We start from the raw sequence: 26,113 nt of genomic DNA, 5'->3' as shown, positions 1-26,113 counted from the left end.
GGTGATTGAAGGAAGGACAGCACTATGGCTGCGCTGCTGGAAATGCGCGGGATCACCAAGGAATTCCCGGGTGTCAAAGCCCTGGATCAGGTGGATCTGACCGTAGAACAGGGACAAATCCTTGCCCTTGTCGGGGAAAATGGCGCAGGCAAATCGACGTTGATGAAGGTCCTGTCAGGGGTTTATCCCGCAGGCAGTTATGACGGCGAAATCCATTACGATGGCGCGCAGGCCCAATTCGCGGGCATCGCCGATAGCGAAGAGCGCGGCATCATCATTATCCATCAGGAACTGGCGCTGGTGCCCCTGCTGTCGATTGCCGAGAACATCTTTCTGGGCAACGAACGTGCCAAGGGCGGCGTCATCAACTGGCGCGAAACCGACCGCCGGACGATGGAGTTGCTAAAGAAGGTAGGGCTTAGCGAAGCCCCGGGTACGCTGATCGACAAACTGGGCGTCGGCAAACAGCAATTGGTCGAAATCGCCAAGGCGTTGTCGAAAGAAGTGCGTCTGTTGATCTTGGACGAACCCACAGCGGCCCTGTCGGAATCCGACAGTCAGGCGCTTTTGGACCTGATGCTGGAACTGAAGGCGCAGGGCGTCACGCAGATCATCATCAGTCACAAGCTGAACGAAGTGCGCCGTGTGGCCGACAAGATCACCGTGATCCGGGATGGTGCGACTGTATCGGATATGATCGCCGGTCAGGACGAAATCACCGAAGACCGGATCGTCCGCCACATGGTGGGCCGCGACATGGCGCAGCGCTATCCGACGCGCGAACGTCGGGCGGGCGATGTGTTGATGCAGGTGAAGGACTGGAACGTATTCCACCCGCTGCATGCCGACCGACAGGTGATCCGCGACGTGAACCTGACCGTCCGCGCGGGCGAGGTTGTGGGCGTGGCAGGCCTGATGGGCGCGGGGCGCACCGAACTGGCCATGAGCCTGTTTGGCAAATCCTACGGGCAGAAGATTTCCGGTCAGGTCGAAATGAACGGCACGCCGGTAGACACCGGCACCGTCAGCCGCGCGATCGATGCGGGGCTGGCCTATGTGACCGAGGACCGCAAGGCGCTGGGCCTGCTGCTGGATGAAACGATCCAGCGCAATATCTCGCTTGCCAATTTGCAGGGTGTGGCCACCGGGCAAATCCTGAATGAGGCCGAAGAAACCCGCGTGGCCGAACGGTACCGTGAAGCGCTGAACATCCGCACGCCGGGTGTGTTCCAGCGGGTTGTGAACCTGTCGGGCGGCAACCAGCAAAAGGTCGTGCTGTCGAAATGGCTGTTTGCCCAGCCCGAGGTTCTGTTTCTGGACGAACCGACGCGCGGCATCGATGTAGGCGCGAAATTTGAAATTTACGGGATCATCAACGAACTGTCCGCGCAGGGCAAAGGCGTGCTGATGATTTCGTCCGAGATGCCCGAGCTCTTGGGCATGTGTGACAGAATTTACGTGATGAACGAAGGCGCATTCGTGGGCGAACTGACAGCCGAAGAGGCCAGTCAGGAAGCCATCATGTCGCTGATCGTAACGGACTAGGGAAGGGATCGGGGATGGAACTTGCGGATAGCAAAGCACAAGGATCAGAGGCGTCGGGGATCGGTGCCTATCTGGTGCGTCACCTTCGGGAATACGGGCTGTTGTTCGCGCTGATCGCGATCATGGCGTTTTTCCAGATCGTGACCAACGGCACCCTTTTAAAGCCTGTAAACGTGACGAACCTGCTGCTGCAGAACAGCTATATCGTCATCATGGCGTTGGGCATGCTGATCGTCATTGTGGCGGGACATATCGACCTGTCTGTCGGATCGGTCATGGGGTTTGTCGGCGCTTTGGCGGCTGTGATGATCGTGCAATTCGAACAATCCACCGGCGTGACGATGATCGTCTGTATCATCGCCGGTGGCTTGATCGGCGCGGCGCAAGGATATTGGGTCGCTTATTGGGGGATTCCGTCTTTCATCGTGACCTTGGCGGGGATGCTGGTGTTTCGCGGCGCGTCGCTGTGGTTGTTGGAAGGCCAGTCTTTGGGCCCGTTCCCGCGTGAATTCCAGATGATTGCCAACGGCTTTGTGCCCGATATCTTCCCTGCTGGGCTGGGCGAAACCATCGCCGGTTTCCTGGGAGAACGCCGCGTGAATATGCTGGCGCTTGCATCCGGCATCATCGCCGCCTGCCTGATCTTGTACCTTGAGATGAAAAAGCGCGCGCAGAACCGCGCCTACGGGATGGAAACCGAACCCAAAGCCTTCTTCTGGGCGCGTGTCGGCATCATCGCCTTTGCGCTGGTCTTTATCCTGTTCAAACTGTCGACCTTCCGTGGCCTGCCGAATGTTCTGCTGACCATGGGTGTTCTGACGATCCTCTATGCGTTCTTCACCGAACGCACCGTCACAGGCCGCCGCATCTATGCGCTGGGTGGCAACGTGAAGGCGGCCAAGCTCTCGGGTGTGAAAACCGAACGTCTGACGTTCCTTGCCTTTGTGAACATGGGTGTTCTGGCTGCGATTGCGGGCATGGTCTTTGCCGCGCGTCTGAACTCGGCCACGCCCAAGGCGGGCTTTGCGCTGGAACTCGACGTGATCGCGGCGGTGTTCATCGGTGGTGCGTCCATGTCCGGCGGTGTCGGCAAGATCGTCGGCGCGGTTGTGGGGGCCTTCCTGATGGGGGTTCTGAACAACGGTATGTCCATCCTCGGGATCGGCATCGACTATCAGCAGATGATCAAGGGTCTGGTGCTGTTGGCCGCTGTGATCTTCGACGTCTACAACAAATCCAAGCAGGCATAATATGGCATTTACACCAGCAAAATGGCCCCGTCGTCTGCGCAGTCAGGAATGGTACGGAGGCACGTCGCGGGACAGCATCTATCACCGTGGATGGATGCGGAACCAGGGCTACCCCGAAGACCTGTTCGACGGTCGCCCGATCATCGGCATCCTGAACACATGGTCCGAACTGACGCCTTGCAACGGTCACCTGAATGAACTGGCCGAAAAGGTGAAAGCAGGCATCTGGGAGGCCGGCGGCTTTCCCGTCGAGGTGCCGGTGTTTTCCGCCAGCGAAAACACCTTCCGCCCCACGGCGATGATGTTCCGCAATCTGGCCGCAATGAGCATTGAGGAACAGATCCGCGGACAACCTATGGACGGCTGCGTGCTGATGGTAGGTTGTGACAAGACCACGCCAAGCTTGTTGATGGCGGCTGCGTCCGTCGATCTGCCGTCGATCGTGGTCACTGGCGGCCCGATGCTGAACGGCTGGTTCCAAGGCGAACGCGTTGGTGCGGGCACGCATCTTTGGCGGTTCTCCGAGGCCGTGAAGGCAGGCGAGATGACGCAGGAAGATTTCCTTGAGGCCGAGGCCGCCGTCACCCGTTCCACAGGCACCTGCAACACCATGGGCACCGCATCGTCGATGGCGTCGATGACCGAGGCGTTGGGCATGGCGCTGTCCGGCAATGCCGCGATCCCTGCGGTCGACAGCCGCCGCCGTGTGATGGCACAGATGTCGGGGCGGCGGATTGTGCAGATGGTGAAGGACGATCTGAAGCCATCCGATATTCTGACGAAAGAAGCCTTCGAAAACGCCGTGCGCGTCAATGGCGCGATTGGTGGATCGACCAACGCGGTGGTGCACCTTCTGGCCATTGCGGGCCGGATCGAGGTGGATTTCACTTTGGATGATTGGGACCGCTGCGGGCGCGATGTGCCAACGATTGTGAACCTTCAGCCCTCTGGCGAATACCTGATGGAAGAGTTCTTTTATGCCGGTGGCCTGCCCGTGGTCCTGCGCCAGTTGGGTCAAGACGGATTGCTCCACAAAGATGCTCTAACCGTATCGGGTGGCGCCATCTGGGATGAGGTCAAGGAGGCCAAGAACTGGAACGAAGACGTCATCCGGCCTGTTGAACGCGCGCTGACCGCGCAGGGTGGCATTGCGGTGCTCAAAGGCAATCTTGCGCCGAAGGGATCGATCCTGAAACCGTCTGCCGCGTCTGAACACCTGCTGGTGCATCGCGGCCCTGCGGTCGTTTTCGAAGATATCGACGACTACAAGGCGCGGATCAATGACGACGCTTTGGACGTGGATGAAAACAGCATTCTGGTGCTGAAGAACTGCGGGCCCAAGGGGTATCCCGGCATGGCCGAGGTCGGAAACATGGGCCTGCCGCCGAAGGTTCTGAAAAAGGGCGTGACGGACATGATCCGTATTTCGGATGCGCGGATGTCGGGCACTGCCTATGGCACCGTGATCCTGCACACCGCGCCCGAAGCTGCCGCCGGTGGCCCGCTGGCCGTGGTGAAAACTGGCGACATGATTGAGGTCGACGTACCAGCCCGCCGTCTGCATCTGGATATCCCCGATGCCGAACTGGCCGCACGTCTGGCCGATTGGGCGCCGCACCATGAACGGGCGACATCCGGTTACGCATGGCTGCATCAGGAACATGTGGAAGGGGCCGATACCGGTGCCGATCTGACGTTCCTCAAAGGATGCCGCGGAAACGCCGTAGGAAAGGACAGCCATTGATCGATATCGCCCTTGTCGGGATCGGGAAAATCGCGCTGGACCAGCACGTGCCCGCCCTGAAATCGTCAGACGCCTGGAACCTTGCCGCCACCGTGTCGCGCAGTGGCAAAGTGAAGGGCGTGGAAAGCCACGCGGATTTCGATGCCTTCCTGAAGGCGCGCCCCGATATCCGCGTCATCTCGCTCTGCCTGCCACCAGTGCCGCGTTTTGACTATGCCGAGGCCGCGTTGCGCGCGGGTCGTCATGTCATGCTGGAAAAGCCACCCGGCGCGACGCTGTCGGAATGCGAAAAGCTGGCTGAACTGGCGCAATCGCAGCGCCTGACGCTCTACGCAACATGGCATTCCCGCGCGGCGGCGATGGTGCCCGCGGCCAAAGAGTGGCTGGCAGACAAATCGCTGAAACGCCTTCAGGTGACGTGGAAAGAAGATGTGCGCCGCTGGCACCCCGGTCAGGACTGGATCTGGGAACCGGGTGGTCTGGGTGTTTTTGATCCTGGTATCAACGCGCTGTCGATCCTGACGGAAATCCTGCCGGATAAGCTGCACCTGAAGAACGCAACGCTTGAAGTGCCGGAAAACAAACAAGGCCCGATCGCCGCCGCGCTGGACTTTGTGCATCCGCATGGGGCCAAGGTCAGTGCCGATTTCGACTGGCGTCAGGAAGACGACCAGATTTGGCAGATCGAGGCCGTGACCGACGCGGGCGCCTTGTTGCTGGACGAAGGCGGCGGCAGGATGTTCATTGACGGGCAGGAACACAGCGCCAGTGCTGCGGCGCTGTCCGGTGAATACCCGCGCCTGTACGCCCGTATGGCTGAACTGTTGGCGACCGGCGCCTGCGACACCGATTTCGAACCGATGCGCCATGTGGCCGATGCTTTCCTTCTGGGCCACCGCAAAATCGTCGACCCATTTTACGACTAGGACCAAGACATGATCACTTCCCCCCTGACAGGCATTCTTCCCGTCGCGCCGACGCCGTTTCATGACGATGGCACTGTGGATCAGGACGGTATGCGCCGTGTTCTTGATTGCATCATCGATCAGGGCGTTGATGCGATCTGTATCCTTGCGAATTATTCCGAACAGTTCGTGCTGTCCGACGAAGAACGCGCTTTGCTGATGCGGATCAGTCTGGAACATGTCGCGGGCCGTGTTCCTGTGATCGTCACCATCAGCCATTTCTACACAGGCATCGTGGTCGAACGTGCAAAACAGGCGCAGGCGCTAGGGGCATCGATGGTGATGATGATGCCGCCCTATCACGGCGTGGGTCTGGTTCCGGCCGAGGCGGGAATCTACGAACATTTCCAAGCGGTATCCGATGCCATCGACATCCCGATCATGGTGCAGGACGCGCCGCTGTCCGGTTGCCAGTTGTCGGTGCCCTTGCTGACGCGCATGGCGAAAGAGCTTGAGCAAGTGCGGTACTTCAAAATGGAGATGCCCTTTGCTGCCGACAAACTTGCCGCGCTGATCGAGGCCGGCGGCGACGCCATCGAAGGCCCGTTTGACGGGGAAGAGGCCGCGACCCTGCTGGCCGATCTGGATGCGGGCTGTACCGGCACCATGACCTCGGGCCTGCAATGCGAACACATCGGCCAGATCATTCGCAGCTATCTGGCGGGGGACAAAGAGGCCGCGCTTGCCCATTGGACGCGCTGCCTGCCGCTGATTAACCACGAAAACCGCCAGTGCGGGCTGCGGGCCTGCAAGGTGGTGATGAAAGAAGGCGGCGTGATCGGGTCCGACTACGTGCGCCATCCGTTGAAACCCATGTCCGACCGGACGCGCGCACGTCTGCTGCAACTGGCCGGTGATATGGATCTGATTGCCCTGAAATGGGGAAAATAAGGAGAGCGTCACATGACATTCACACCCCATGGCAAACATCTGATCGCGGGCAACTGGGTTGCCGGCGAGGCCACATTTACATCGACGCCTGTCACGGGCGACGGGTTCACGTTCTTTGACGGCAAACCTGCGCTGGTCGATCAGGCCTGTCAGGCCGCCGAAGACGCGTTCTGGAGCTATGGTGCGACCACCGCGCAAGAACGGGCGAATTTTCTAAACGCCATCGCGGATGAAATCGAAGCACGGGCCGAGCAGATCACCGAAATCGGATGCGCTGAGACGGGCCTGCCCGAGGGGCGCTTGCAGGGGGAACGGGGCCGCACCACCGGTCAGCTTCGCCTGTTTGCCGATCACATCCTGAAGGGTGACTATCTGGATCGCCGCCATGACGTGGCGCTGCCCGATCGTCAGCCATTGCCGCGCCCCGATCTGAAAATGGTGCAGCGCCCGATTGGCCCTGTGGCTGTGTTCGGCGCATCGAACTTTCCCTTGGCCTTTTCCACGGCTGGGGGTGACACTGCGGCGGCGCTTGCGGCTGGCTGCCCAGTGGTGGTCAAAGGCCATCCTGCGCACCCGGGCACCACGGAAATTATCGTCGAGGCAATCCATGCCGCGATCCAGAAAACCGGCCAGCATCCGGGCGTGTTCAGCTGTGTGCATGGTGTCGGGGCCGATGTCGGCACGGCGCTGGTGCAGCATCCGTTGATCCAGGCGGTGGGCTTTACCGGATCGCTGAAGGTCGGGCGCATTCTGTTTGATCTCTGCGCCGCGCGTCCTGTGCCGATCCCGTTCTTTGGTGAGCTTGGTTCGATCAACCCGATCTTTGCCTTGCCCAACGCCTTGGCCGCGCGCGGTCAGGCAATGGCCGAAGGTTGGGCGGCATCGTTGACCATGGGGGCAGGGCAGTTCTGCACCAACCCCGGTGTGGTCGTGATGGTGGATGGCGCGGATGCGGACATCTTTGTCGCGACGGCCAAAGGAGCCTTGGGCGATGTGGGGCCGCAGGTCATGCTGACGGAAGGCATGGCAACGGCCTTCTGTGCGGGACGCGATCATATGATGGCGGCGGCGGGGGTGACCACGCATTTGTCGTCAGACGCGGACGCGCGACAAGGCACGCCTGCGCTGTTGGAAACAACGGGCGAGACATGGCTGGAGAACCCCGATCTGGATGAAGAGGTTTTCGGCCCGCTGGGCATGGTCGTGCGGGTCAAGGACATCGACGAAATGGCCCAAGTGGCGCGTGCGCTTAAGGGCCAACTGACAGCGACGCTTCAGATGGATGACGCTGACATGGATCTGGCCGGATGCCTGATGCCGGTGCTGGAGCGTAAGGCTGGGCGCGTGTTGGCGAACGGCTTCCCCACGGGGGTCGAGGTGGCGGATGCGATGGTTCACGGTGGGCCATATCCCGCATCGACCAATTTCGGTGCGACGTCGGTTGGCACATTGGCCATCCGCCGGTTCCTGCGGCCCGTGTGCTATCAGAACCTGCCAGACGCCTTGGTGCCTTGATGAAACCCGTCTAGGCTGGCCGCTATGTGCCAGCCTAGACAAAACCGCGTCACGCCCTTTGGCGATATCGTTGCGATCCCGCAGCGCGGCGCGTTCATGGGCAATCGCGGTATCCTGCACGATGATCACGGCCAGCTTGGCCGCCGCCGTTGGACGCACAAAGCGTGGATCACTTGCGTTTTGCAGTTCAAAAACCGCCAGCGCCAGATCATGGCGCCGCGGTCCTACACCGAGTTGTTTTTTCTGGACGAAGCCACGGCCTATGCCGCCGGTCATCGCCCCTGCGCGGAATGCAGGCGGGCCGACTATCTGGCGTTCAAACAGTCCATGATACAGGTCTGCCCCGAACTTGGTCCCAACCCCAAAGCGGGCGAGATTGACGCGCTGCTGCACAGGTTTCGGCGTGACGTGAACGGGCGGCAGAACACCTTTGACGCACGCTTTGCGGATGTACCAGACAACGTCTTTTTCACTGACGCCACGGGCCGTGCATTGGTCCGACACGATGGCATCGTGAAGATGTGGACAGACGACGGCTATGTCAGTGACGGATGCAACCCTGCTGACGTGGTGTCTGTCCTGACCCCACGGCCCGTTTTTGACGCGATCCAGGCGGGCCTGCTAAAGGTGCAGATGCGGCCGGAATAGGCACATTTTGTCACTGGGCATGGAAATTATGCTTGATTTGGCATATAAACGGGATCACAGGCACAAAATCATAATCAAAAAAGTTCGTCAGATGGCACGCACAATCGGCATGCAAATCGCAGCCCTTCCCCTTCGTTGGGACGATTCCGGTACCCTAAAGGTGTTGATGGTCACATCACGCGATACGGGGCGTTGGGTCATGCCCAAAGGCTGGGAAATGAGCGATGAAAAGCCGTGGTCCGCCGCCGAGATCGAAGCGCTGGAAGAAGCAGGCGCCGTGGGCTGTATCTCGAAGGAGATGATCGGCACCTACCGCTATGATAAAATCCTGAAGGATCAGACCGCGCTGCCTTGTGTGGTGCGTGTGTACCCGATGATCGTGGATAAGCTGAAGCGGAACTGGAAAGAGCGTCACCAACGTAAACGCCGCTGGTTCAGCCTGAAAGCAGCGGCCAAGCGCGTGCATGAACCGGAACTGGCAGAATTGTTGCTGTCCTTGCGGGATAAGCCCAAGAAACAGCCCGTTATCCGCAAGCTTTTGAACGCCTCCTGACGTTTAGTCCGCGCTGAACTGCCCGTAGCGCCCCGCATGGAACATCAACGGCGCGCCGGTTCCCATGCTGACACGCTGAACGCGGCCAACCATAATGGTATGGTCGCCACCGTCATGGCAGGCTTCGGTTTGGCATTCAAAGCGCGCAAGGCAGCCGTTGATCAAAGGAACGTTGTCCGCGTTCCGTAGCCAGTCGGCCTGAGCAAAGGCATCGCCGTTGCGGGCAAATCCGGTGCACAGGTCTGCCTGATTATGCGCAAGCACATGGATGGCAAAATGCGAGGCTGCTGCGAAGAACGGATAGCGCGACGACTGTTTCGCCGGCGACCACAGCACCAGCGGTGGATCCAGAGACAGCGATGAAAAGCTGTTTGCGGTGATCCCCAAAGGTCCGTCGCCCGCATCACAGGTCACAATGGTGACACCCGTCGCAAACTGCCCGAGAGCATTGCGGAACAGGCGGCCATCTTCCTCGGACGGATCAAAACTTTGGGTCATCGTCGGTCGTGTCATCTGCATATTGTTGCGCGCCCTCGGTTACCTGCGTTTCGCGGCAAAGCCAATGACTTGTCGAAACCTAGGGTGCGAATGGCCGTCGCCAAGGCGATTTTTTCGCGCGGTGATGCGAAAACGCGGCGCATTCGGCAAAGAACCTAACTTTCGAGTGTGGGTTGGCGGCAGCGGCAGGGCGCGATGGGGTAAAAGATCAGGAAAATAAAGGCTTTGAAAATATCGTTCGGAAAAATTTTGTTTTTTTCCAGTTGGTTAGAAATTCCAAAGCTGTGATGCGTGTGTTGGATTTTGACAACAACTTTCGTTGCAATTTGTCACTATTGATAATTCCTGACGCATTTTCCCTTGGAGAATGAGGCGAAATTAAGGTACGGATGAAATCATAAAAGAATATGACGGCGAAAAGTCGTCGATTGAGGCAACGGCGGTGTTATAATGAACGCGATCGATTATGCGATCCGTACCCCTGCGGGTGCGGTGCAGATGGGTACCGTGGGTAGTGATGGTGATGGTTTTGTAATCCCTGTCGACCGTGGCGACCAAATTTCTATCAATATCAAACAAGAAAACCTGCGTGGCTATGACCGTGCGGGCGACGACCTTCTGATCACTCTGGCCGATGGCCGCGTGATCGTTCTGGACGGCTATTTCGGCAATGGCGCCCCTGTGTCGCTGTATCTGAGCGCCGAAGGCCAATTGAATTCGGTCCAGTTCGTCGAGGCCGAGGGCGGCATTCTGCTGGCCCAGTACGGCCCCACAGAAACATGGGGTAAATGGTCCCCTGAAGATGATCTGATCTTTGTCGAAGAACCGGCGGTCGTATCGCCGTCCGACTACGCGATGATCGCGAACGACGTGCAGCCCGAAGAAGAGGTCAGCATGTTGGCGACCGGTCTGCTGGGCGCAGGTCTGGCAGGTGGCGGTGGTGCTGCGGCGGCTGCGGCTGCGGGTGGTGCGGCCCTTTTGGGTGCGTCGCTTCTGGATGATGACGGCTCGGGCGGTGGTTCGGGTGGCGGCAGCTCGATGATCACGCCGACAGTGGATGACGTCGACGTTCCGCGCGAAGTTTACGGCGATGACACACAGACAGTTGTCATCACAGGTACGGCTGAACCGGGTTCCGAAGTGATCGTCACGATTGGCGAGGAAACCGTCACAACGACAGCCACGGACGAAGGCACGTGGGAAGCCGAATTTACCGGCGACGCATTCCCTGCCGATGGCAACTATGAAGTCGACGTTACAGTCAACCAGCCCGACGGTTCTTCTGTCGATCTGGATGGCCCCAGCGTCAGCATCGATGTCACCGCCCCCGCGGTCGAGGTCGAAAGCGGCACGGTTTCCGTCAGCGAAATCATCAACGGCGATGGCCACGCAGGTGGCGTTGTTCTGAGCGGTCAGGTTGAACCGGGTTCGACCGTGGTTGTCACAGTTGGCGGCACAGATTTCCCCGCGACAGTGGATGCGAATGGTGGCTGGATGGTCACCATCGACGAAACCACACTGCCGGGTGGTGAATACGACGCGGATATCATCATCACCGCGACGGACGCGGCGGGCAACAGCACCGTCATCACCGACACGATTCGTATCGACACCGAAACCTCGCTGTCGTTCTCGACCACAGCTGTGGAAGGCGACGATATCGTCAACGCAGCTGAGCGTTCTGATGGTGTGTCCTTCTCGGGCACAGGCGAAGCGGGTGCGACCGTTGTCGTCAGCATTCTGGGTGTCGAGCACACAACAACAGTTGGTGCGAATGGCGCATGGAGCGTGACATTTGCCGCCTCTGATCTGCCCGAAGGCACGCAGGACATCACTGTCACGGCGACCTCGACAGATCTGGCGGGCAACTCGGCCACGGCGAGAGATACATTCCATCTGGACACAACCACCGGCCTGACGGTTTCGACCGCAGGCGTCGAAGGCGACGGTGTCATCAACAACACCGAGCGCACTGACGGCGTGACCCTGACAGGCACTGCCGAACCGGGGTCGTCCGTGATGGTCACCTTCGGGTCCGCGACACGCCCCGCAGTTGTGGGTGCGAATGGCAGCTGGTCGGTTGACTTCCCTGCGTCGGAAATTCCGCAGGGCGAACAGACGGTTGCAGTTACAGCGGTGTCGACCGATGCGGCTGGCAACACGGCCACAGCATCCGGCACAGTTGATGTCGACACGCTGGTGCGCAACTTTGCGATCAACGGCGCACCGGGTGGTGCGGACGGCGTGGTCAACGCGGCTGAGGCGTCGCAAGGCATGTCCCTGTCGGGCACAACAGAGCCGGGCAGCACCGTCATGGTCAGCTTCAACGGCGTGAACCGTGCGGCGACTGTGGCTTCGAATGGTACATGGACAGTAAGCTTTGGCGCAGGCGAAATGCCCGCAGGCGAAGGCAGCTACACGCTGACCGCCGTGGCAACCGACGCTGCCGGCAACGTATCGACAATCAGCCAGCAGGTTGCTGTGGATACAGACGCAGGTCGCCTGACCATCAGCGCCGCACCGGTTGAAGGCGACGATGTCGTCAACTTCGCCGAGGCGCAGGATGGCGTGGTTCTGACCGGTACATCCGATCCGAACCAGATGGTTACAGTCACATTGGGTGGCGTCAGCCGCAACGTGATGACCAATGCGCAAGGCATCTGGACCGCGAACTTCCTGTCTTCGGAAATTCCGCAAGGCACGTATGAGGCACAGATCACCGCGACCATCACAGACGCGGCAGGCAACACTCTGACCCGTACCGACAGCGTCAGCATCGATACCGAGGTGCAGAACTTCAGCGTTTCGACCGATCCGGTGGAAGGCGATGGCATCGTGAATGGTGCCGAAGCGTCCAACGGTATCGTCCTGACCGGTTCCACCGAACCGGGCGCGGCTGTGACCGTGACGTTCGAAGGTGTGACACGCGCAGCCAACGTTGATGCGAACGGCAACTGGTCCGTGGCCTTTGCGGCGGGCGAGGTTCCGGCAGGCACCTACACCACCACGGCTGTGATCAATACAACCGACATGGCGGGCAACAGCACGCAGACCACGCAGACCTTCCAGGTTGATACGCTGGTCGACACGCTGACAGGCACCAACGAATTCATCGCCGGGGACGGCGTGGTCAACGCAGCAGAAGCGTCGCAAGGTCTGACCCTGACCGGCACCGTAGAACGCGGGTCCACCGTGCAGGTGACGATCAACGGCGTGACACACACTGCGACTGTCGATGCAAACGGCAACTGGAGCGTCGATCTGGCGTCTGCGGACATCCCGCGCGGCACCTTCGATCTGCCGGTTCTGATCGAGGCGACGGATGCGGCGGGCAACACCCGTTCCATCACGGAAACCCTGTCGATCGACACCGATGCGCCGAATTCGCCGCTGGTCGAAAGCTACACTCGTGACCACACAGGTCTGCGCGGTGTGACAATCGAAACCACCGAAGACGATGTTGTGGTCAGCCACGTGACTGACGCGGGCACCGTAGAAGAGGTCGCGAACATGTCGTTCGACCTTGGCGAGCCGCTGAATGAAACCAGCTATGCCTTTACTCAGAACGTACCGGACGGATCGCACCTTGTGATCACCGGCACAGATGATGCGGGCAACACATCAGGCACCTATCTGGTGCTGGACGACACAACCACGTCCGAAGTCACCATGACCGATGCGCTGGCAAATACGCTGGGCGACTACCAGATCGAAACCATCGATCTGCAGTTCGCCGAAGACAGCGAACTGACCATCACCGAGGCACAAATCCTTGCTCTGAACTCTGACACAGACACGCTGACCATCACGGGCGGTGTTGACGATCAGATCACCATTACCGGTGCAACCGCGCACGGCAATGACGGAGAAGGGTTCAACATCTTCACCCTGGGCGAAGCAACCGTCCGTATCGAGGACGATATCACTCAGGTTGTCATCTGATCCCCAAACTAAGACCTCCCGGCGCACGGGCAATGCGCCGGGAATGATCATAAAAAAAACTGGGACAGACCAATGAGGCAGGCGGCAATACGCAGAGGCATCGTGCTTCTGTCGAGTACAATTCTATTAAGTGGATGTCTGAAATCCACGGCCCCCGAAACCGCATCGCGTTTCGCATCGGGACCGAACGACCAACTGGTGGGGCAGGCGTCTGTGCAGGCAGACGGTGAAACATCCCCCATCATCCAGAATCTGAAAGCGCGTCACAGCATCCTTCAGGCAGGCAGCCCATACGCCACGGTGGCGTCCGGTGTTCTGGCCTCTGATGCCCGCGTGGCCGAAGCCGAGCTTCGCGTTGCGATCCTGCGCAAAAAGGCCGCTGACCGGAACTGGCTTCCGACGCTGGGCCCGCGCGTGTCTCTGACATCGCTGGGTGATCTGGTGGCCGAAATCGTCGTCAATCAGGTGCTGTTCGACAATGGCCGCAAGCGCGCCGAACGTGATCTGGCACAGGCCGAGGTCGAAGCTGCCGCTGTTGCCATGTCCACCGACGGCAACAAACGCGTGGCTGATGCCATTGGGCTTTATCTGAAAGCCGCCGAAGGCCGCGAAGCCACCGCGCAGTATGATGCCGCACTGAGCGATCTGAACCATTTCGAATGGATCATGGACCAGCGTGTCAAAGGTGGCGTGTCCAACATGTCCGACCTGAATGTGATCCAGCAGAAACTTGCGGATCTGAAAGCCAAGCGCAGCGCCGCGCAGGAAGATGCGGAAACCGCGCTGGCCGAGTTGAACGCCATGTCCGCCAGCCCGATGGACGATGTCCGTGGTATCGGGCAACTGGGTGCCGCGCCCGTGGCCGCTGAACCGCTTTCGGTGCTTGAGGCTGAAACCGCCCGCGACATCGCGCTGGCAAACGCCCGCATCGCCCGCGCCAGCCATCTGCCCGGACTGGGTGCGCAAGCCAGCATTGATCAGAACGGCAACACAGGCGGCGGTCTGAACGTACAGGCCGATCAGGGCTTCGGCTTTGGCACCATGGCCACGCTGGAATCCATCGAACTGACCAAAGACACCGCCGAACGCCGTGTGTCCGAGGCGCGCGAGGATGCAAACCGTGAAATGGCGTCGCTGGTCCGCAAATACGAGGCCTACAAACGCCAGAGTGCCGAAGCGTCATCGCTGGTGACGCAGGCGAAATCCAACCTTGATCTGTTTCAAAAGCAATATGACGGCGGACAGCGTAAGGTGATGGAGGTTGTCGGCGTCTACGAGACATACATCCGCGCGCTCGAAACCGCGCTTGAGGTCAAATACAAAGCCGCACGGGCCGAGCTTCGGATCGCCGAGCTTCAAGGTGTGCTTGCTTCGGGGGATCGGATTTGAACTCGCAGCAGGTCATCGCCATGGCCGGTAAGGCCCGAGAGCATCTGAACACCATGTCAGAGGCTGTGGCCAACAAACCCGGTCGTGCGCCCCTGCACAGTGATAAGGCACGCGCCCGTGCCGAAGTGATCCGGCTGTTTGCCCGCCAAAAGGGCATCGAAGGCCGCATTCCCGATATTCTGGACGCGCTGACCAAACATCGCGGCAAAGACGACAGCTATGGCCCCGAGGCGCTGCTGGCGGGCATGAAAGCCGCCGGTCTTGTGGCCGAGGCGCAGAAATCCACCCGCCTGACCAAGGCGCATTTCCCTGCGCTGGCGTTGATGACGTCGGGCCAGATCGTTCTGGTTCTGTCGCAAAGCGGATCGATGCTGACCGTCTATGACGACAGCGTCAAAGACCGCCGCAGCGAAGTGCCGGTGGCCGAGTTTGCCCCTGTGTTCAGCGGCATCATCCTGCGTGGCGATGCGCCGATCGAAGGGCTGAGCGAAATCCACGCCGGTCTGAACGAAAAGAAACATTGGTTCTGGGGCCAGTTCGGCCGCTTTTCCCGCCATTTCGGCGAGGTGGCGATTGGCTCTTTCGTGGCGAACATGCTGGCCGTCGCGGTCGCGCTGTTTTCGCTACAGGTCTATGACCGCGTGATCCCGCATCAATCCGAGGCCACCCTTTGGGTGCTTGCCGCCGGTGCCGCGATGGCACTGCTGCTGGAAGGGTTCCTGAAAGCGGCCCGTGCGCAACTGTTGGACGGGGCAGGGCGGCAGATCGAGATGGGCGTGCAGCAGTTGCTGATGGATCGCCTGTTGGGGATGCGTTCGGAAATCGCCGCACGTTCGCCGTCGCAGCTATTCTCGGCCATGCGCGAATTCGGGTCTGTGCGCGAATTCTTTACCGCCTCGACCGTGGGGGCTGTGGCTGACCTTCCGTTTATCTTCCTGTTCTTGTTTATGGTCTGGTCGATTGCGGGCAGCGTTGTCTGGGTTCTGATCGCGGGTGGTATCCTGATGGTCGTGCCGGGCCTGCTGCTGCAACGCCGGATGATGCGCCTGACCCGCGAAATGCAGGGCGCCAGCACTAAACAGGCCCGTCTGTTGCAAGAGGTTGTGGCAGAACTCGACACCATCAAAGCTGCCCGTGGCGAAGACCGCTTCCGTCGTCTCTGGACGGAAATGTCCGCTGTGCAATCGGTCAAGACATCGGAACAGCGCAAACTGTCGGCCAACCTGACCTTCTGGGCGCAGGCCATTCAGCAGGGCACCTATGTGGGCGCGGTGATCACCGGCACCTATCTGGTGTTCGCGGGTGATTTTACCGTCGGCGCGATCATCGCGACGGGTATCCTGACCTCGCGCACGCTTGCGCCGTTGACCCAATTGTCCGGCATCATGTCGCGTTGGGGCAATGTCAAAACTGCTTTGGATGGCTTGGATGCCATCGCCGAGTCCGAACAGGACCGCAGCGCGACGCGCAAATACCTGCGCCGCGAACGGCTGCGCGGCCAGTACGAACTGACCAACGTCACCTACGCCTATGGCGAAGGCAACGCCGCGCTGGATATTCCCGCGCTTGGCATTCAGCCGGGTCAGTCGCTGGCCATTCTGGGCACAAACGGTGCGGGCAAGTCGACCTTCCTGCGACTGCTGTCGGGTCTTTATGGCGCGACCGAGGGGCGTATTCTGCTGGACGGGGTCGAGATCAGCCAGATCGACCCGACCGACCTGCGCCGCTCCATCGGTTATCTGGGTCAGGACGTGCGGCTGTTTGCGGGCACGCTGCGCGATAACCTGAATCTGTCGATGCTCGAAGCGGACGACGACCGCCTGTATCACGCGCTGGATTTTGCGGGGCTTGGCCAATACGTCAAAGCGCATCCCGAAGGTCTGGACATGCCCATCGGTGACGGTGGCTCGGGCCTGTCTGTCGGTCAGCGCCAAAGCATCGGCTGGGCGCGTCTGTGGCTGCAGGATCCTGAAATCGTGCTGCTGGACGAACCGACCGCCGCGCTGGACCAGACGCTTGAGAAAACGCTGATCTCGCGTCTTGCGAAATGGTTGCCGGGCCGGACGGCTGTGATTGCCACGCACCGCGTGCCGATCCTGTCGCTGGCGACGCGTACACTTATTCTGAACGGCGGTCGCATGACCGTAGACGGCCCCCGCGATCAGGTGCTTGATCACCTGCAACGCGCCGCCGCTGGCGGGAAAAAGGGGTAACGACCATGACAATGGGCATGACCGATCTGAACGCGCAGATCGAAACCAAGATGAAGGGCCCGTCTCTGACCATCTGGCTGTCCGCGATCTCTGTTTGGGCGTTTATCCTGTGGGCGTCCTTTGCGTGGGTCGATGAGATTGTGCGGGCGGATGGCGAATTCGTGTCGTCGTCACGCCCGCAAATCATCCAGAACCTTGAGGGCGGCATTCTGTCGGCCCTGTTGGTGAAGGAAGGCGAAGAAGTCATGCAGGGCGACGTTTTGGCCCGTTTGCATGGCACGATGTTCCAGTCCTCGGTGGACGACATCGAAGATCAGATCACCGCCCTCGAGATACGCCGCTTGCGACTCGAGGCCGAACTGGCGGGGGCGTCAGACTTTGACGTCCCCGCAATTTTCGCCGAATCCAACCCTGCGATCCTTGCGTCCGAACGGTCGCTTTTGCGGGCGCGTCAGCAGGATTTCGTATCGCGCCGTGACGGAGCGAAACGCATCCTGGATCAGGCCGCGACCGAGCTGAAGCTGATGGAGAACCTCTATTCCAACAAGGTTGTCGCGCTGATCGAGGTCACGCAGGCCCGTAAAACCTATGCCGATGCCAAGGTGAAACACGACGAGATCGTCACCCAGACTGAACTGGCCCGCGCCGAGGAGTTTTCCGAAACGCTGAAAGAACTGGCGACGCTGAAGCAGAACCTGAAGGCATCGACCGACCAGTTGCAACGGACCGTTCTGGTCAGCCCCGTGCGTGGCGTGGTGAACAAACTGTCGATCACCACCATCGGCGGCGTTGTGCGCCCCGGCGAGGAAATCTTGCAGATCATCCCGATCGAAGAAGAACTGCTGGTCGAGGCTAAGGTCGCGCCGGAAAACATCGCCAACATCCGTCCAGGCCAAGAAGCGACGATCAAGCTGTCGGCTTATGATTATACGATCTATGGCACGATCAAAGGCCGCGTTGATGTGATCTCGGCCGATACGTTCAAGGACGAACGCGATCCTGATGGCGAGTCCCACTATAAGGTCACCGTTCGCGTTGATCCGATGTCTTTGTCCGACCGTCAGTCGATGATCGATTTGCGTCCGGGCATGCAGGCGCAGGTCGAGCTGATGACCGGTGAAAAGACGGTTCTGCAATATCTGCTCAAGCCGCTTTACAAAACACGCGAGGCGCTGCGCGAACCCTAAGGCCCCTTCCGCGCGGCCCTGATCCGCTGTAAGGCGGGCGTATGAGCACATCCACACCCCCCGGCGATAGAATCGCCAAAGTTCTGGCCCGCGCGGGCGTTGCATCGCGCCGTGAAGCGGAACGTATGATCGAAGAAGGCCGCATTGCGGTGAACGGCAAGGTCATCGACCGCGCCGCTTTGAACGTGACCGAAGCAGATAAGATCACCGTTGACGGCAACCCCATCGGCGCGCCGGAAAAACCGCGGCTGTGGCTCTATCACAAACCGACGGGTCTGGTGACAACGACCAAGGATGAACAGGGACGTCCCACCATCTTTGATGACCTGCCCGAAGAATTGCCCCGCGTGATGACTGTCGGGCGGCTCGATTTGAACTCCGAGGGTCTTTTGCTGCTGACCAACGATGGCGGCATCAAACGCAAGCTTGAACTGCCCTCGACCGGATGGCTGCGCCGCTACCGCGTGCGTGTGAACGGCCGCCCCACCGACGATATGCTGACGCCCCTGCGCAAAGGCATCACGGTTGATGGCCAGAACTTCCAGCCGATGATTGTGTCGCTGGACCGCCAGCAGGGCGCGAACGCGTGGCTGACGGTTGCGCTGCGCGAAGGCAAGAACCGCGAAATCCGTCGCGCGATGGCCGATATCGGCCTTCAGGTGAATCGCCTGATCCGCGTTTCCTACGGACCCTTCCAATTGGGTCAGTTGAAATCGGGCGCGGTCGAGGAAGTGCGTTCAAAAATTGTCCGCGATCAGCTGGGTCTGGAAGGCGATGCGCCGGAAAAACCCAAGGTCCAGCGCCGTAGTCGGAATGACGATAGCGGCAAAAAACCTTTCGCACGAAAGAGTTACGCTGGCGCAAAGGGGCGTTCGGATGGTCCGGCCACTGGCGGGGCCAAGCCGAAACGCGGACCCAAATCAGACAGCCGGTCGCCTAAAAAGCGCGGATAACGTCGCAAAGCTTTCCCGCTTTTTCCAAGCAGATGCCCCGATTTCGCCGCCTTTGGCCGTGAATCTGGGGGCATGATAACACTGCTTTCATATACCATCGTTCTGATCACAATCCTTCTGGTGGCATCCCACCTGCGTGTCTTTGCACAAGACGCCTATGCGATGCTGCGAAACGAATTCCAGGCGTCGCTGGAACGCGGCCGGTTGCTGTCCGGTCTGGCGTTTGGCGGCCTGTGGGTCCTGATCTTCGGTCTTGCGTACATCTGAGGTGGCCCATGGCTGATATCGGTTTTCATCGTCACACATCCAAAGGCACGAATGATCGCTATGATCTGATCATTCTGTTGGTCATGGCTGCCGGTCCGCTGATGTTCGGACTGCTGCAAGCCACGCTGATGTCGCTGGTGATTACCCTGATTCAGTTTGCCATTCTGGGCGTTGCGGTTCTGTGCCTGGTGAAAGGCGCTGCCGCCAAGGCGCACTATCAGGAACGGCGCGCCGCACGTGCCCCGCGCATTCCGGCTCTGATCCTTGGATCGCTTCTGGTGGGTCTGTTCGTTGCCGTCGTCGCGATGGGCGAGATGACGGATATCAAGGTGCCGGTCATGCTTGGCGGGTTGGCGGCGATCCTGTCGCTGTTTGCCTTCGGTATCGACCCGCTGCGCAGCAAAGGGCTGGATGATCCGCAACTGATGGCAGAACGCGCGGCCCGCCACCTGCTGGTGTCGACCGATGACCGTCTGCGGGACTTGTCTGATCGTGTCTCGGCCTTCAACGAACCCGATCTGTCCGTCAAAATCGAAGCGCTGCACGGTGCGATCCTGCGGGTATTGCGCGCCTTCGGCCAATCCGGTCAGGACATCACCAAAATCCAGCAACCGCTGGAGAAAATCCTGACCCTGATCGGTGCCGAGGTTGACGCCCTTGAAAGTGGCTGGACCGCTGATAGCCATTCGACGGCAAAACGGTTCACCAAACGCATGCAGGCGCTGGGTGACGCGTTCGAAAACCACGTCCGCAAACTGCGCATGAAAAGCGACGAGGGTGCGATTGACTTTGATGCGGACCTGCTGATTGATCGCATGAAAGGTCACGGCATTTGATCGGGCAGCGCCTTTGGCGCGGTCTGTGAACTTTCTGCAAATCGTCTAAGAATGCCGCGTTCTCAAAGGTATTCCCCCTAGCAAGCCCGTAACGGATCACCTAAGTTTAATGCGTGATACGACGATTGGGGGCTATGTTGTCGGGCGCTACGATCCAGAAGATTTCTTTTGTTTTGCTTATCGTGCTTCTTTTTGGGGCCGCCACCGGTTCGATCGGGGGATTTTAAGGCATGGCAAAGCGGTATGGCGGCAAATACAGCCCCGATGGATCATCCTCGACCTCCGGTTCTGAACGCAGCGGTTTTCAAGGCGCACGGGTAACACCTGTGGGTGCGCGGTCGAACGTGATGTTCGTGCCTGCCATCGTTCTGGCCTTTTCGTCGCTGAAGGGTGGCGCGACGGATTTCGCTTTGGGTCTTGGCGCGGCGGCCATCTGGGTCTTTGGTGCGTTTTTGCTGCGCGAAGGTCTGAAAGCGCAGGCGGCCTATAACGAACGCAAAATCGCCCGCCCGCCGGTGCCGCGCAAGATCGCTGCGGCCATTTTGTGTGGTCTGGGCACCGTTGGCGCGATGATGACGCATGACGCCGGCCTGATCGGATCGCTGATTTATGGTGTTGGCGCCTTTGCCTTGCATATCGCGGCCTTCGGGATCGATCCGTTGAAAGCCAAGGGTGCCGAACATATCGACGAATTTCAGCAGGATCGCGTCGCCCGCGTTGTGGATGAGGCCGAGGCATATCTGACCTCGATGCTTGAGGCCGCGCGCCGTTCCGGTGACCGTCAGGTCGAAGGCCGCGTCGAACGTTTCCAGATATCTGCCCGCAAACTGATCCGCACGGTCGAGGACGATCCCCGCGATCTGACGGCTGCGCGCAAGTACCTTGGCGTCTATCTGATGGGGGCCCGTGATGCGGCGGTGAAGTTCGCCGATATCTATACGCGGTCCCGCGATACCAGTGCGCGAAGCGATTTTATGATGCTTTTGACCGATCTTGAGGAAAGTTTCGGCAAGAAAACGCAAGCTTTGCTGTTGGACACCAACAGTGACTTGACCGTGGAAATTGATGTGTTGCGTGATCGTTTGCAGCGCGAAGGTGTCAGGCTCGACCGGGGGCCGAATTCTTGATGGGAAGGAATTATTGATGTCCGATACAGTCCGAGCCAAGGCCGAAGCCGCCCTAGCCGAAGTTAAAGAAGTCTCGGAGGCACTGCTGCCCGAGCCAAAGAAAGCCGATGAATTGGTCGCACTGGAAACCGCCGACGCGCCTGTTGCAGAAGAAATTCGCAGCCGCATGGACGAGTTGGACATGTCCGACACGCAATCCATCGTGTCCTTTGGTTCGGCCGCGCAGGCCGAATTGCAGGAAATCAGTCAGGCGATGCTGACTGGCGTCCGCAACAAAGATGTTGGCCCGGCAGGTGACAGCCTGCGCGGTATCGTGACAACGATCCGCGGCTTCTCGGTGTCCGAACTGGACGTGCGCAAGAAGCGTACATGGTGGGAAAAACTGCTGGGTCGCGCCGCGCCTTTCGCCAAATTCACCGCCCGCTTTGAAGAAGTGCAGGGCCAGATCGACAAGGTGACAGACGACCTTCTGAAGCACGAACATACGCTGCTGAAAGACATCAAGTCGCTTGATATGCTGTATGAAAAGACGCTGCAGTTCTACGATGAACTGGCGCTTTATATTGCAGCCGGTGAGGCCAAACTTGCGGAACTGGACACAACAGTCATCCCCGCGAAAGAGGCCGAAGTTCAGGCTGCCGCTGAGAATGATCAGGTGATGAAAGCGCAGGAACTGCGTGACATCCGTGCCGCGCGTGACGATCTGGAACGCCGCGTTCACGATCTGAAGCTGACCCGTCAGGTCACAATGCAGTCGCTGCCGTCGATCCGTATGGTTCAGGAAAATGACAAGAGCCTTGTCACCAAGATCAACTCGACCTTGGTCAACACTGTGCCGCTGTGGGAAACCCAGCTGGCGCAAGCGGTCACCATCCAGCGTTCTGCCGAAGCCGCAGAAGCTGTGCGTTCGGCCAATGACCTGACCAACGAGTTGCTGACATCGAACGCGAAAAACCTGCGCGACAGCAACAAGATGATCCGCGAAGAAATGGAACGCGGTGTCTTCGATATCGAAGCGGTCAAGCAGGCGAACGCAGACCTGATCGGCACCATCGAGGAAAGCCTGCAGATCGCGGACGAAGGCAAGCGCCGTCGTTCCGAGGCCGAGGCAGAGCTGAAAAAGATGGAAGCAGAACTGCGCGATACTCTGGCCTCTGCCAAAGCGCGCCGCACTGGCACGGGCGACAACGCCGGAACATCCGTTCCCGGAGCCTGACCTGTATGAAGATGGAACGGATTGGTAAGTGGCTTGCGACTGGGTCTTTGTTGGCCTTGGCCGCCTGTACCGATCCGTTTCTGTCACCTGAACAAGAAGCACCGGCGCCCACCAAGGTCGCGCCGGTCGCACCCGAGCCCGTGGTCGTGGCCCCCAAAGAACCCTCAGCCAGAAGCCTTGAGTTGGCGGCGTACTACAGCAAGGTCGAAACCTCGCTTGTGGGGCAGGGGCTGATGCGCACCGATGGCGGTGGGCCGGATACGCCGATCACCGACACAACCCTGATCCAGAACTTCGAGGCCATCGCCATCCGCGAAGAATACGAACGCGGTGCGGGCCTTCGCCCGTCATCCAGTTCGACGGGCCGGATCAAGAAATGGGCCAAGCCTGTGCGCGTGTCTGTCGAATTCGGGGCCTCGGTCTCGGATGACCAGAAGGCGCGCGAAAAGGGCACCGTTTCGCGCTATGTCTCGCGGCTTGCACGTGTGACTGGCCATTCGATTTCGATGTCGGATGCCAATGCGAACTTCCACGTCTTGGTCATGGGCGAAGATGACCGCAACCAGATGCTGCCGCGCATTCAGGAACTGGTGCCGGATATCGACCGTGCGTCGTTGTCTGTGTTCCAAACCCTGCCACGCTCGATCCATTGTCTTGTGATCGCGTTTTCGGACCAGCCGGGCGGCTATGCCTACGGGCAGGCCATCGCGCTGATCCGTGCGGAACATCCGCCTTTGCTGATGAAATCCTGCATTCACGAAGAGATCGCGCAAGGTTTGGGGCTTGCCAACGACAGCCCCCGCGCGCGGCCGTCGATCTTTAACGATGACGACGAATTTGCATTACTCACCACACATGACGAGTATCTGTTGAAGATATTGTATGATCCGGCGCTGACGCCGGGCATGACACCCGAACAGGCGATGCCCATTGTGCGCCGCCTTGCCCCGCGACTGACCGGCGACCAGATCGCCAGTGTTGGCCCGAGCTAAAAACAGGAGTTTTTGACCATGCCGATTTTCGATTTTCTGAGCGGTCAGTTCATCGACGTTATCCACTGGACCGATGACACCCGCGACACGATGGTCTGGCGGTTCGAACGGGACAATCACGAAATCAAGTACGGCGCCAAGCTGACAGTCCGCGAAGGGCAGGCGGCTGTGTTTGTGCACGAAGGCCAGTTGGCCGATGTGTTCACACCTGGCCTGTATATGCTTGAAACCAACAACATGCCGGTGATGACATCGCTTCAGCACTGGGATCACGGTTTCAAGTCGCCCTTCAAGTCCGAGATCTACTTTGTCTCGACCAACCGCTTTACCGATCTGAAGTGGGGCACCAAGAACCCGATCATGCTGCGCGATCCGGAGTTCGGCCCGATCCGCCTGCGGGCCTATGGTACCTACACGATCAAGGTCACCGATCCCGGTCGCTTCCTGACCGAAATCGTGGGCACCGACGGCGAATTCACGATGGACGAGATCAGCTATCAGATCCGCAACATCATCGTCCAAGAGGCCAGCCGCGTTCTGGCGTCATCGGGCATTCCGGTGCTGGATATGGCGGCCAATACTGCCGATCTGGGCAAGCTGGTGGCAGCGCAGGTATCGCAGGTTCTGGCGGTTTACGGGCTTAGCATGCCCGAGATGTATATTGAGAATATTTCGCTGCCCTCGGCTGTTGAGGCCGCGTTGGACAAGCGCAGCTCGATGGGTATTGCGGGCGATCTGAACACGTTCACCCAGTATTCCGCAGCCGAGGCGATGACCTCTGCTGCGCAGAACACGGGCGGTGCTGGTGCAGGCATGGGCGCAGGTATCGGCGCTGGTCTGGGCATGGCCATGGGCGCGCAGACGATGCGTCAGGGTCCGTGGGGTGCTGCCCCTGTTCAGCAGACTGCCCCCGCCCCCGTTGCACCTCCTCCGCCGCCAGTTGAACACGTCTGGCACATTGCAGAAAACGGCGAAACATCGGGGCCGTTCTCCAAGGCGCGTCTGGGCCGTATGGCGACCGAGGGTGGCTTGGCCCGTGACACCTATGTCTGGACTGCCGGTCAGGACGGCTGGAAACGGGCCGAGGACGTGGCCGAACTGGCGCAGCTTTTTACCGTTATGCCGCCGCCGCCTCCGGGTGCATAATCCCCCCAGGACGACGAACAGACTGACGACCGCACCAAAGGCGCGATATGACCCAACCACCCCCGCCGCCCCCGTTCCCCGAGGCGCAGGCAGCCCCCGTGGAAGAGCACCGCTTTCCCTGTGAAAATTGCGGCGCGGACTATCGCTATGCGCCAGACAAAGGTGCCCTGCACTGCGATCACTGTGGTCATGAAGAACCCATCGCCCACGCGGGTCCGTGGGAAGGCGGCATTCGCGAATTGGATTTCCAGCAGGCTGTGCGTGATCAGTTGCCTGCGCAAGAAATGGAAATTACCCGCGTGTCCAACTGCCCAAATTGCGGGGCATCGGTCGAAATTGCGTCAGATGTTCAGGCCAAGGAATGTCCGTTCTGTGCGACGCCTTTTGTCACCGACACAGGCGAGGACAGGCATATCAAGCCAAAGGCAGTGATGCCTTTTGTTCTGACCGAAGATGCCGCACGTGGCGCGATGACCGACTGGTTAGGTGGTCTGTGGTTCGCGCCCAATGGCCTTGCTGAATATGCCCGTAAGGGGCGCAAGATGCAGGGCATCTATGTGCCTTACTGGACCTTCGATGCGGATACCAAATCGTCCTATCGCGGCCAGCGCGGCACGGTCTATTACGAAAATCGCACTGTGATGCGGAACGGAAAATCCGAAACCGTGCGTGTTCAGAAAATCCGCTGGCGGCCTGTGTCGGGCCGTGTGGCGCGGTTCTTTGATGATGTACTGGTGTTGGCCTCGCGGTCCTTGCCCAAGAAATACACCGACGCGCTTCAGCCTTGGGATATGACCGCGCTTGAACCCTACCGCCCCGAGTTTCTGGCGGGTTTCAGGGCCGAGGCCTATACTGTCGAACTGGACGACGGCTTTGTCGAGGCGCGGCAGATCATGGATCGTCAGATTGAACGGGACATCAAGTTCGACATTGGCGGCGACAGGCAGCGTATCAGCAGTGTGGACACTACCGTGCGGGATGTGACGTTCAAGCATGTCCTGCTGCCCGTGTGGCTGGCGGCCTACAAATATCGCGGCCAGACCTACCGCTTTGTTGTGAATGGCCAGACGGGTCGTGTTCAGGGCGAACGCCCATGGTCGGCGTGGAAAATCGCCTTTGCTGTGATCCTCGGGCTGATCGTGGCGGCGGCTGTCGGCTATTTCTATGCAATGAACCAGTAGACTCAGGCAGGGCGCTCATTTAAGGACTGTTGGCGCTAACATCCGACGAAAAGAG

At 59.6% G+C, this 26,113-nt stretch carries 21 protein-coding genes; 20 read left to right on the top strand and 1 reads right to left on the bottom strand.

Going from position 1 to position 26,113, the window contains the following annotated elements:
- The first annotated feature begins 24 nt into the window (after window positions 1-24).
- The 8 genes from mmsA (at window position 25) to C4S59_RS03145 (ending at window position 9,111) form a co-directional block, all read left to right on the top strand.
- On the top strand, window positions 25-1,545 hold the full coding sequence (gene mmsA, locus C4S59_RS03180) for a multiple monosaccharide ABC transporter ATP-binding protein (protein WP_103909003.1): 1,521 nt from the start codon (window positions 25-27) through the stop codon (window positions 1,543-1,545).
- Between the two features lie 14 nt (window positions 1,546-1,559).
- Window positions 1,560-2,795 carry a multiple monosaccharide ABC transporter permease gene (mmsB, locus tag C4S59_RS03175; protein ID WP_103909002.1) on the top strand — a complete coding sequence of 412 codons (1,236 nt, stop codon included), beginning with the start codon at window positions 1,560-1,562 and terminating at the stop codon, window positions 2,793-2,795.
- 1 nt (window position 2,796) lies between these two features.
- Window positions 2,797-4,539 carry an L-arabinonate dehydratase gene (gene araD / locus C4S59_RS03170; RefSeq protein WP_103909001.1) on the top strand — a complete coding sequence of 581 codons (1,743 nt, stop codon included), beginning with the start codon at window positions 2,797-2,799 and terminating at the stop codon, window positions 4,537-4,539.
- A complete protein-coding gene (locus tag C4S59_RS03165; protein ID WP_103909409.1) occupies window positions 4,539-5,465 on the top strand; it encodes a Gfo/Idh/MocA family protein in 927 nt (308 codons plus the stop codon). Before araD ends, C4S59_RS03165 begins: the two co-directional genes overlap by 1 nt.
- A gap of 12 nt (window positions 5,466-5,477) precedes the next feature.
- Window positions 5,478-6,395, top strand: a complete 918-nt coding sequence (locus C4S59_RS03160; RefSeq protein ID WP_103909408.1) for a dihydrodipicolinate synthase family protein — start codon at window positions 5,478-5,480, stop codon at window positions 6,393-6,395.
- Window positions 6,396-6,407: 12 nt separating this feature from the next.
- Complete coding sequence (locus C4S59_RS03155) at window positions 6,408-7,910, top strand: aldehyde dehydrogenase (NADP(+)) (protein WP_103909000.1); 1,503 nt, start codon at window positions 6,408-6,410, stop codon at window positions 7,908-7,910.
- A 24-nt stretch (window positions 7,911-7,934) separates the two neighbouring features.
- Entirely contained in the window at window positions 7,935-8,558 is a 624-nt protein-coding gene (locus C4S59_RS03150) for a hypothetical protein (RefSeq protein ID WP_103908999.1), read from the top strand.
- Between the two features lie 91 nt (window positions 8,559-8,649).
- Window positions 8,650-9,111 carry an NUDIX hydrolase gene (locus C4S59_RS03145; protein WP_103909407.1) on the top strand — a complete coding sequence of 154 codons (462 nt, stop codon included), beginning with the start codon at window positions 8,650-8,652 and terminating at the stop codon, window positions 9,109-9,111.
- A gap of 3 nt (window positions 9,112-9,114) precedes the next feature.
- On the opposite strand, the gene C4S59_RS03140 is transcribed toward C4S59_RS03145, so the two are convergent.
- Window positions 9,115-9,624 (bottom strand): flavin reductase family protein, encoded by a 510-nt coding sequence (locus C4S59_RS03140; RefSeq protein ID WP_103909406.1) that lies wholly within the window; start codon window positions 9,622-9,624, stop codon window positions 9,115-9,117.
- A gap of 435 nt (window positions 9,625-10,059) precedes the next feature.
- On the opposite strand from C4S59_RS03140, the gene C4S59_RS03130 reads away from it, so the two are divergent.
- The 12 genes from C4S59_RS03130 (at window position 10,060) to C4S59_RS03075 (ending at window position 26,058) form a co-directional block, all read left to right on the top strand.
- Window positions 10,060-13,551, top strand: coding sequence for an Ig-like domain-containing protein (locus C4S59_RS03130; protein ID WP_103908997.1), 3,492 nt, complete (start codon window positions 10,060-10,062; stop codon window positions 13,549-13,551).
- A 72-nt stretch (window positions 13,552-13,623) separates the two neighbouring features.
- Complete coding sequence (locus C4S59_RS03125) at window positions 13,624-14,940, top strand: TolC family protein (protein WP_103908996.1); 1,317 nt, start codon at window positions 13,624-13,626, stop codon at window positions 14,938-14,940.
- Between the two features lie 53 nt (window positions 14,941-14,993).
- Window positions 14,994-17,153, top strand: a complete 2,160-nt coding sequence (locus C4S59_RS03120; protein WP_407703025.1) for an ATP-binding cassette domain-containing protein — start codon at window positions 14,994-14,996, stop codon at window positions 17,151-17,153.
- A 17-nt stretch (window positions 17,154-17,170) separates the two neighbouring features.
- On the top strand, window positions 17,171-18,340 hold the full coding sequence (locus tag C4S59_RS03115; protein WP_234994662.1) for an HlyD family efflux transporter periplasmic adaptor subunit: 1,170 nt from the start codon (window positions 17,171-17,173) through the stop codon (window positions 18,338-18,340).
- Window positions 18,341-18,381: 41 nt separating this feature from the next.
- Window positions 18,382-19,293 (top strand): pseudouridine synthase, encoded by a 912-nt coding sequence (locus C4S59_RS03110; protein ID WP_103908994.1) that lies wholly within the window; start codon window positions 18,382-18,384, stop codon window positions 19,291-19,293.
- Window positions 19,294-19,365: 72 nt separating this feature from the next.
- Complete coding sequence (locus tag C4S59_RS03105) at window positions 19,366-19,560, top strand: hypothetical protein (RefSeq protein ID WP_103908993.1); 195 nt, start codon at window positions 19,366-19,368, stop codon at window positions 19,558-19,560.
- Between the two features lie 8 nt (window positions 19,561-19,568).
- The gene (locus tag C4S59_RS03100; RefSeq protein ID WP_103908992.1) at window positions 19,569-20,396 is read left to right on the top strand and encodes a hypothetical protein; all 828 of its coding nucleotides are present in this window, start codon (window positions 19,569-19,571) and stop codon (window positions 20,394-20,396) included.
- A gap of 230 nt (window positions 20,397-20,626) precedes the next feature.
- Window positions 20,627-21,523 carry a 5-bromo-4-chloroindolyl phosphate hydrolysis family protein gene (locus tag C4S59_RS03095; RefSeq protein ID WP_103908991.1) on the top strand — a complete coding sequence of 299 codons (897 nt, stop codon included), beginning with the start codon at window positions 20,627-20,629 and terminating at the stop codon, window positions 21,521-21,523.
- A 16-nt stretch (window positions 21,524-21,539) separates the two neighbouring features.
- A complete protein-coding gene (locus C4S59_RS03090; protein WP_103908990.1) occupies window positions 21,540-22,739 on the top strand; it encodes a toxic anion resistance protein in 1,200 nt (399 codons plus the stop codon).
- Window positions 22,740-22,744: 5 nt separating this feature from the next.
- The gene (locus C4S59_RS03085; RefSeq protein WP_234994661.1) at window positions 22,745-23,731 is read left to right on the top strand and encodes a DUF2927 domain-containing protein; all 987 of its coding nucleotides are present in this window, start codon (window positions 22,745-22,747) and stop codon (window positions 23,729-23,731) included.
- Between the two features lie 18 nt (window positions 23,732-23,749).
- Window positions 23,750-24,877, top strand: coding sequence for an SPFH domain-containing protein (locus tag C4S59_RS03080; RefSeq protein ID WP_103908989.1), 1,128 nt, complete (start codon window positions 23,750-23,752; stop codon window positions 24,875-24,877).
- A gap of 47 nt (window positions 24,878-24,924) precedes the next feature.
- Window positions 24,925-26,058: a TFIIB-type zinc finger domain-containing protein gene (locus C4S59_RS03075; RefSeq protein ID WP_103908988.1), complete on the top strand. Its 1,134-nt coding sequence runs from the start codon at window positions 24,925-24,927 to the stop codon at window positions 26,056-26,058.
- The last annotated feature ends 55 nt before the right edge of the window (window positions 26,059-26,113 follow it).

It is taken from the genome of Thalassococcus halodurans, from assembly GCF_900108225.1.
Lineage (GTDB): Bacteria > Pseudomonadota > Alphaproteobacteria > Rhodobacterales > Rhodobacteraceae > Thalassococcus > Thalassococcus halodurans.
Note: the sequence above shows the minus strand (reverse complement) of the source record. Positions and strands in the feature narration are given on the sequence as shown.

What these genes read in the sequence shown, in the direction of transcription:
- mmsA (WP_103909003.1), top strand. Translation starts at nt 25, where the DNA reads ATGGCTGCGCTGCTGGAAATGCGCGGGATCACCAAGGAATTCCCGGGT.
- mmsB (WP_103909002.1), top strand. Translation starts at nt 1,560, where the DNA reads ATGGAACTTGCGGATAGCAAAGCACAAGGATCAGAGGCGTCGGGGATC.
- araD (WP_103909001.1), top strand. Translation starts at nt 2,797, where the DNA reads ATGGCATTTACACCAGCAAAATGGCCCCGTCGTCTGCGCAGTCAGGAA.
- C4S59_RS03155 (WP_103909000.1), top strand. Translation starts at nt 6,408, where the DNA reads ATGACATTCACACCCCATGGCAAACATCTGATCGCGGGCAACTGGGTT.
- C4S59_RS03150 (WP_103908999.1), top strand. Translation starts at nt 7,935, where the DNA reads ATGTGCCAGCCTAGACAAAACCGCGTCACGCCCTTTGGCGATATCGTT.
- C4S59_RS03145 (WP_103909407.1), top strand. Translation starts at nt 8,650, where the DNA reads ATGGCACGCACAATCGGCATGCAAATCGCAGCCCTTCCCCTTCGTTGG.
- C4S59_RS03140 (WP_103909406.1), bottom strand. Translation starts at nt 9,624, where the DNA reads ATGACACGACCGACGATGACCCAAAGTTTTGATCCGTCCGAGGAAGAT.
- C4S59_RS03130 (WP_103908997.1), top strand. Translation starts at nt 10,060, where the DNA reads ATGAACGCGATCGATTATGCGATCCGTACCCCTGCGGGTGCGGTGCAG.
- C4S59_RS03125 (WP_103908996.1), top strand. Translation starts at nt 13,624, where the DNA reads ATGAGGCAGGCGGCAATACGCAGAGGCATCGTGCTTCTGTCGAGTACA.
- C4S59_RS03120 (WP_407703025.1), top strand. Translation starts at nt 14,994, where the DNA reads ATGTCAGAGGCTGTGGCCAACAAACCCGGTCGTGCGCCCCTGCACAGT.
- C4S59_RS03115 (WP_234994662.1), top strand. Translation starts at nt 17,171, where the DNA reads ATGACCGATCTGAACGCGCAGATCGAAACCAAGATGAAGGGCCCGTCT.
- C4S59_RS03110 (WP_103908994.1), top strand. Translation starts at nt 18,382, where the DNA reads ATGAGCACATCCACACCCCCCGGCGATAGAATCGCCAAAGTTCTGGCC.
- C4S59_RS03105 (WP_103908993.1), top strand. Translation starts at nt 19,366, where the DNA reads ATGATAACACTGCTTTCATATACCATCGTTCTGATCACAATCCTTCTG.
- C4S59_RS03100 (WP_103908992.1), top strand. Translation starts at nt 19,569, where the DNA reads ATGGCTGATATCGGTTTTCATCGTCACACATCCAAAGGCACGAATGAT.
- C4S59_RS03095 (WP_103908991.1), top strand. Translation starts at nt 20,627, where the DNA reads ATGGCAAAGCGGTATGGCGGCAAATACAGCCCCGATGGATCATCCTCG.
- C4S59_RS03090 (WP_103908990.1), top strand. Translation starts at nt 21,540, where the DNA reads ATGTCCGATACAGTCCGAGCCAAGGCCGAAGCCGCCCTAGCCGAAGTT.
- C4S59_RS03085 (WP_234994661.1), top strand. Translation starts at nt 22,745, where the DNA reads ATGAAGATGGAACGGATTGGTAAGTGGCTTGCGACTGGGTCTTTGTTG.
- C4S59_RS03080 (WP_103908989.1), top strand. Translation starts at nt 23,750, where the DNA reads ATGCCGATTTTCGATTTTCTGAGCGGTCAGTTCATCGACGTTATCCAC.
- C4S59_RS03075 (WP_103908988.1), top strand. Translation starts at nt 24,925, where the DNA reads ATGACCCAACCACCCCCGCCGCCCCCGTTCCCCGAGGCGCAGGCAGCC.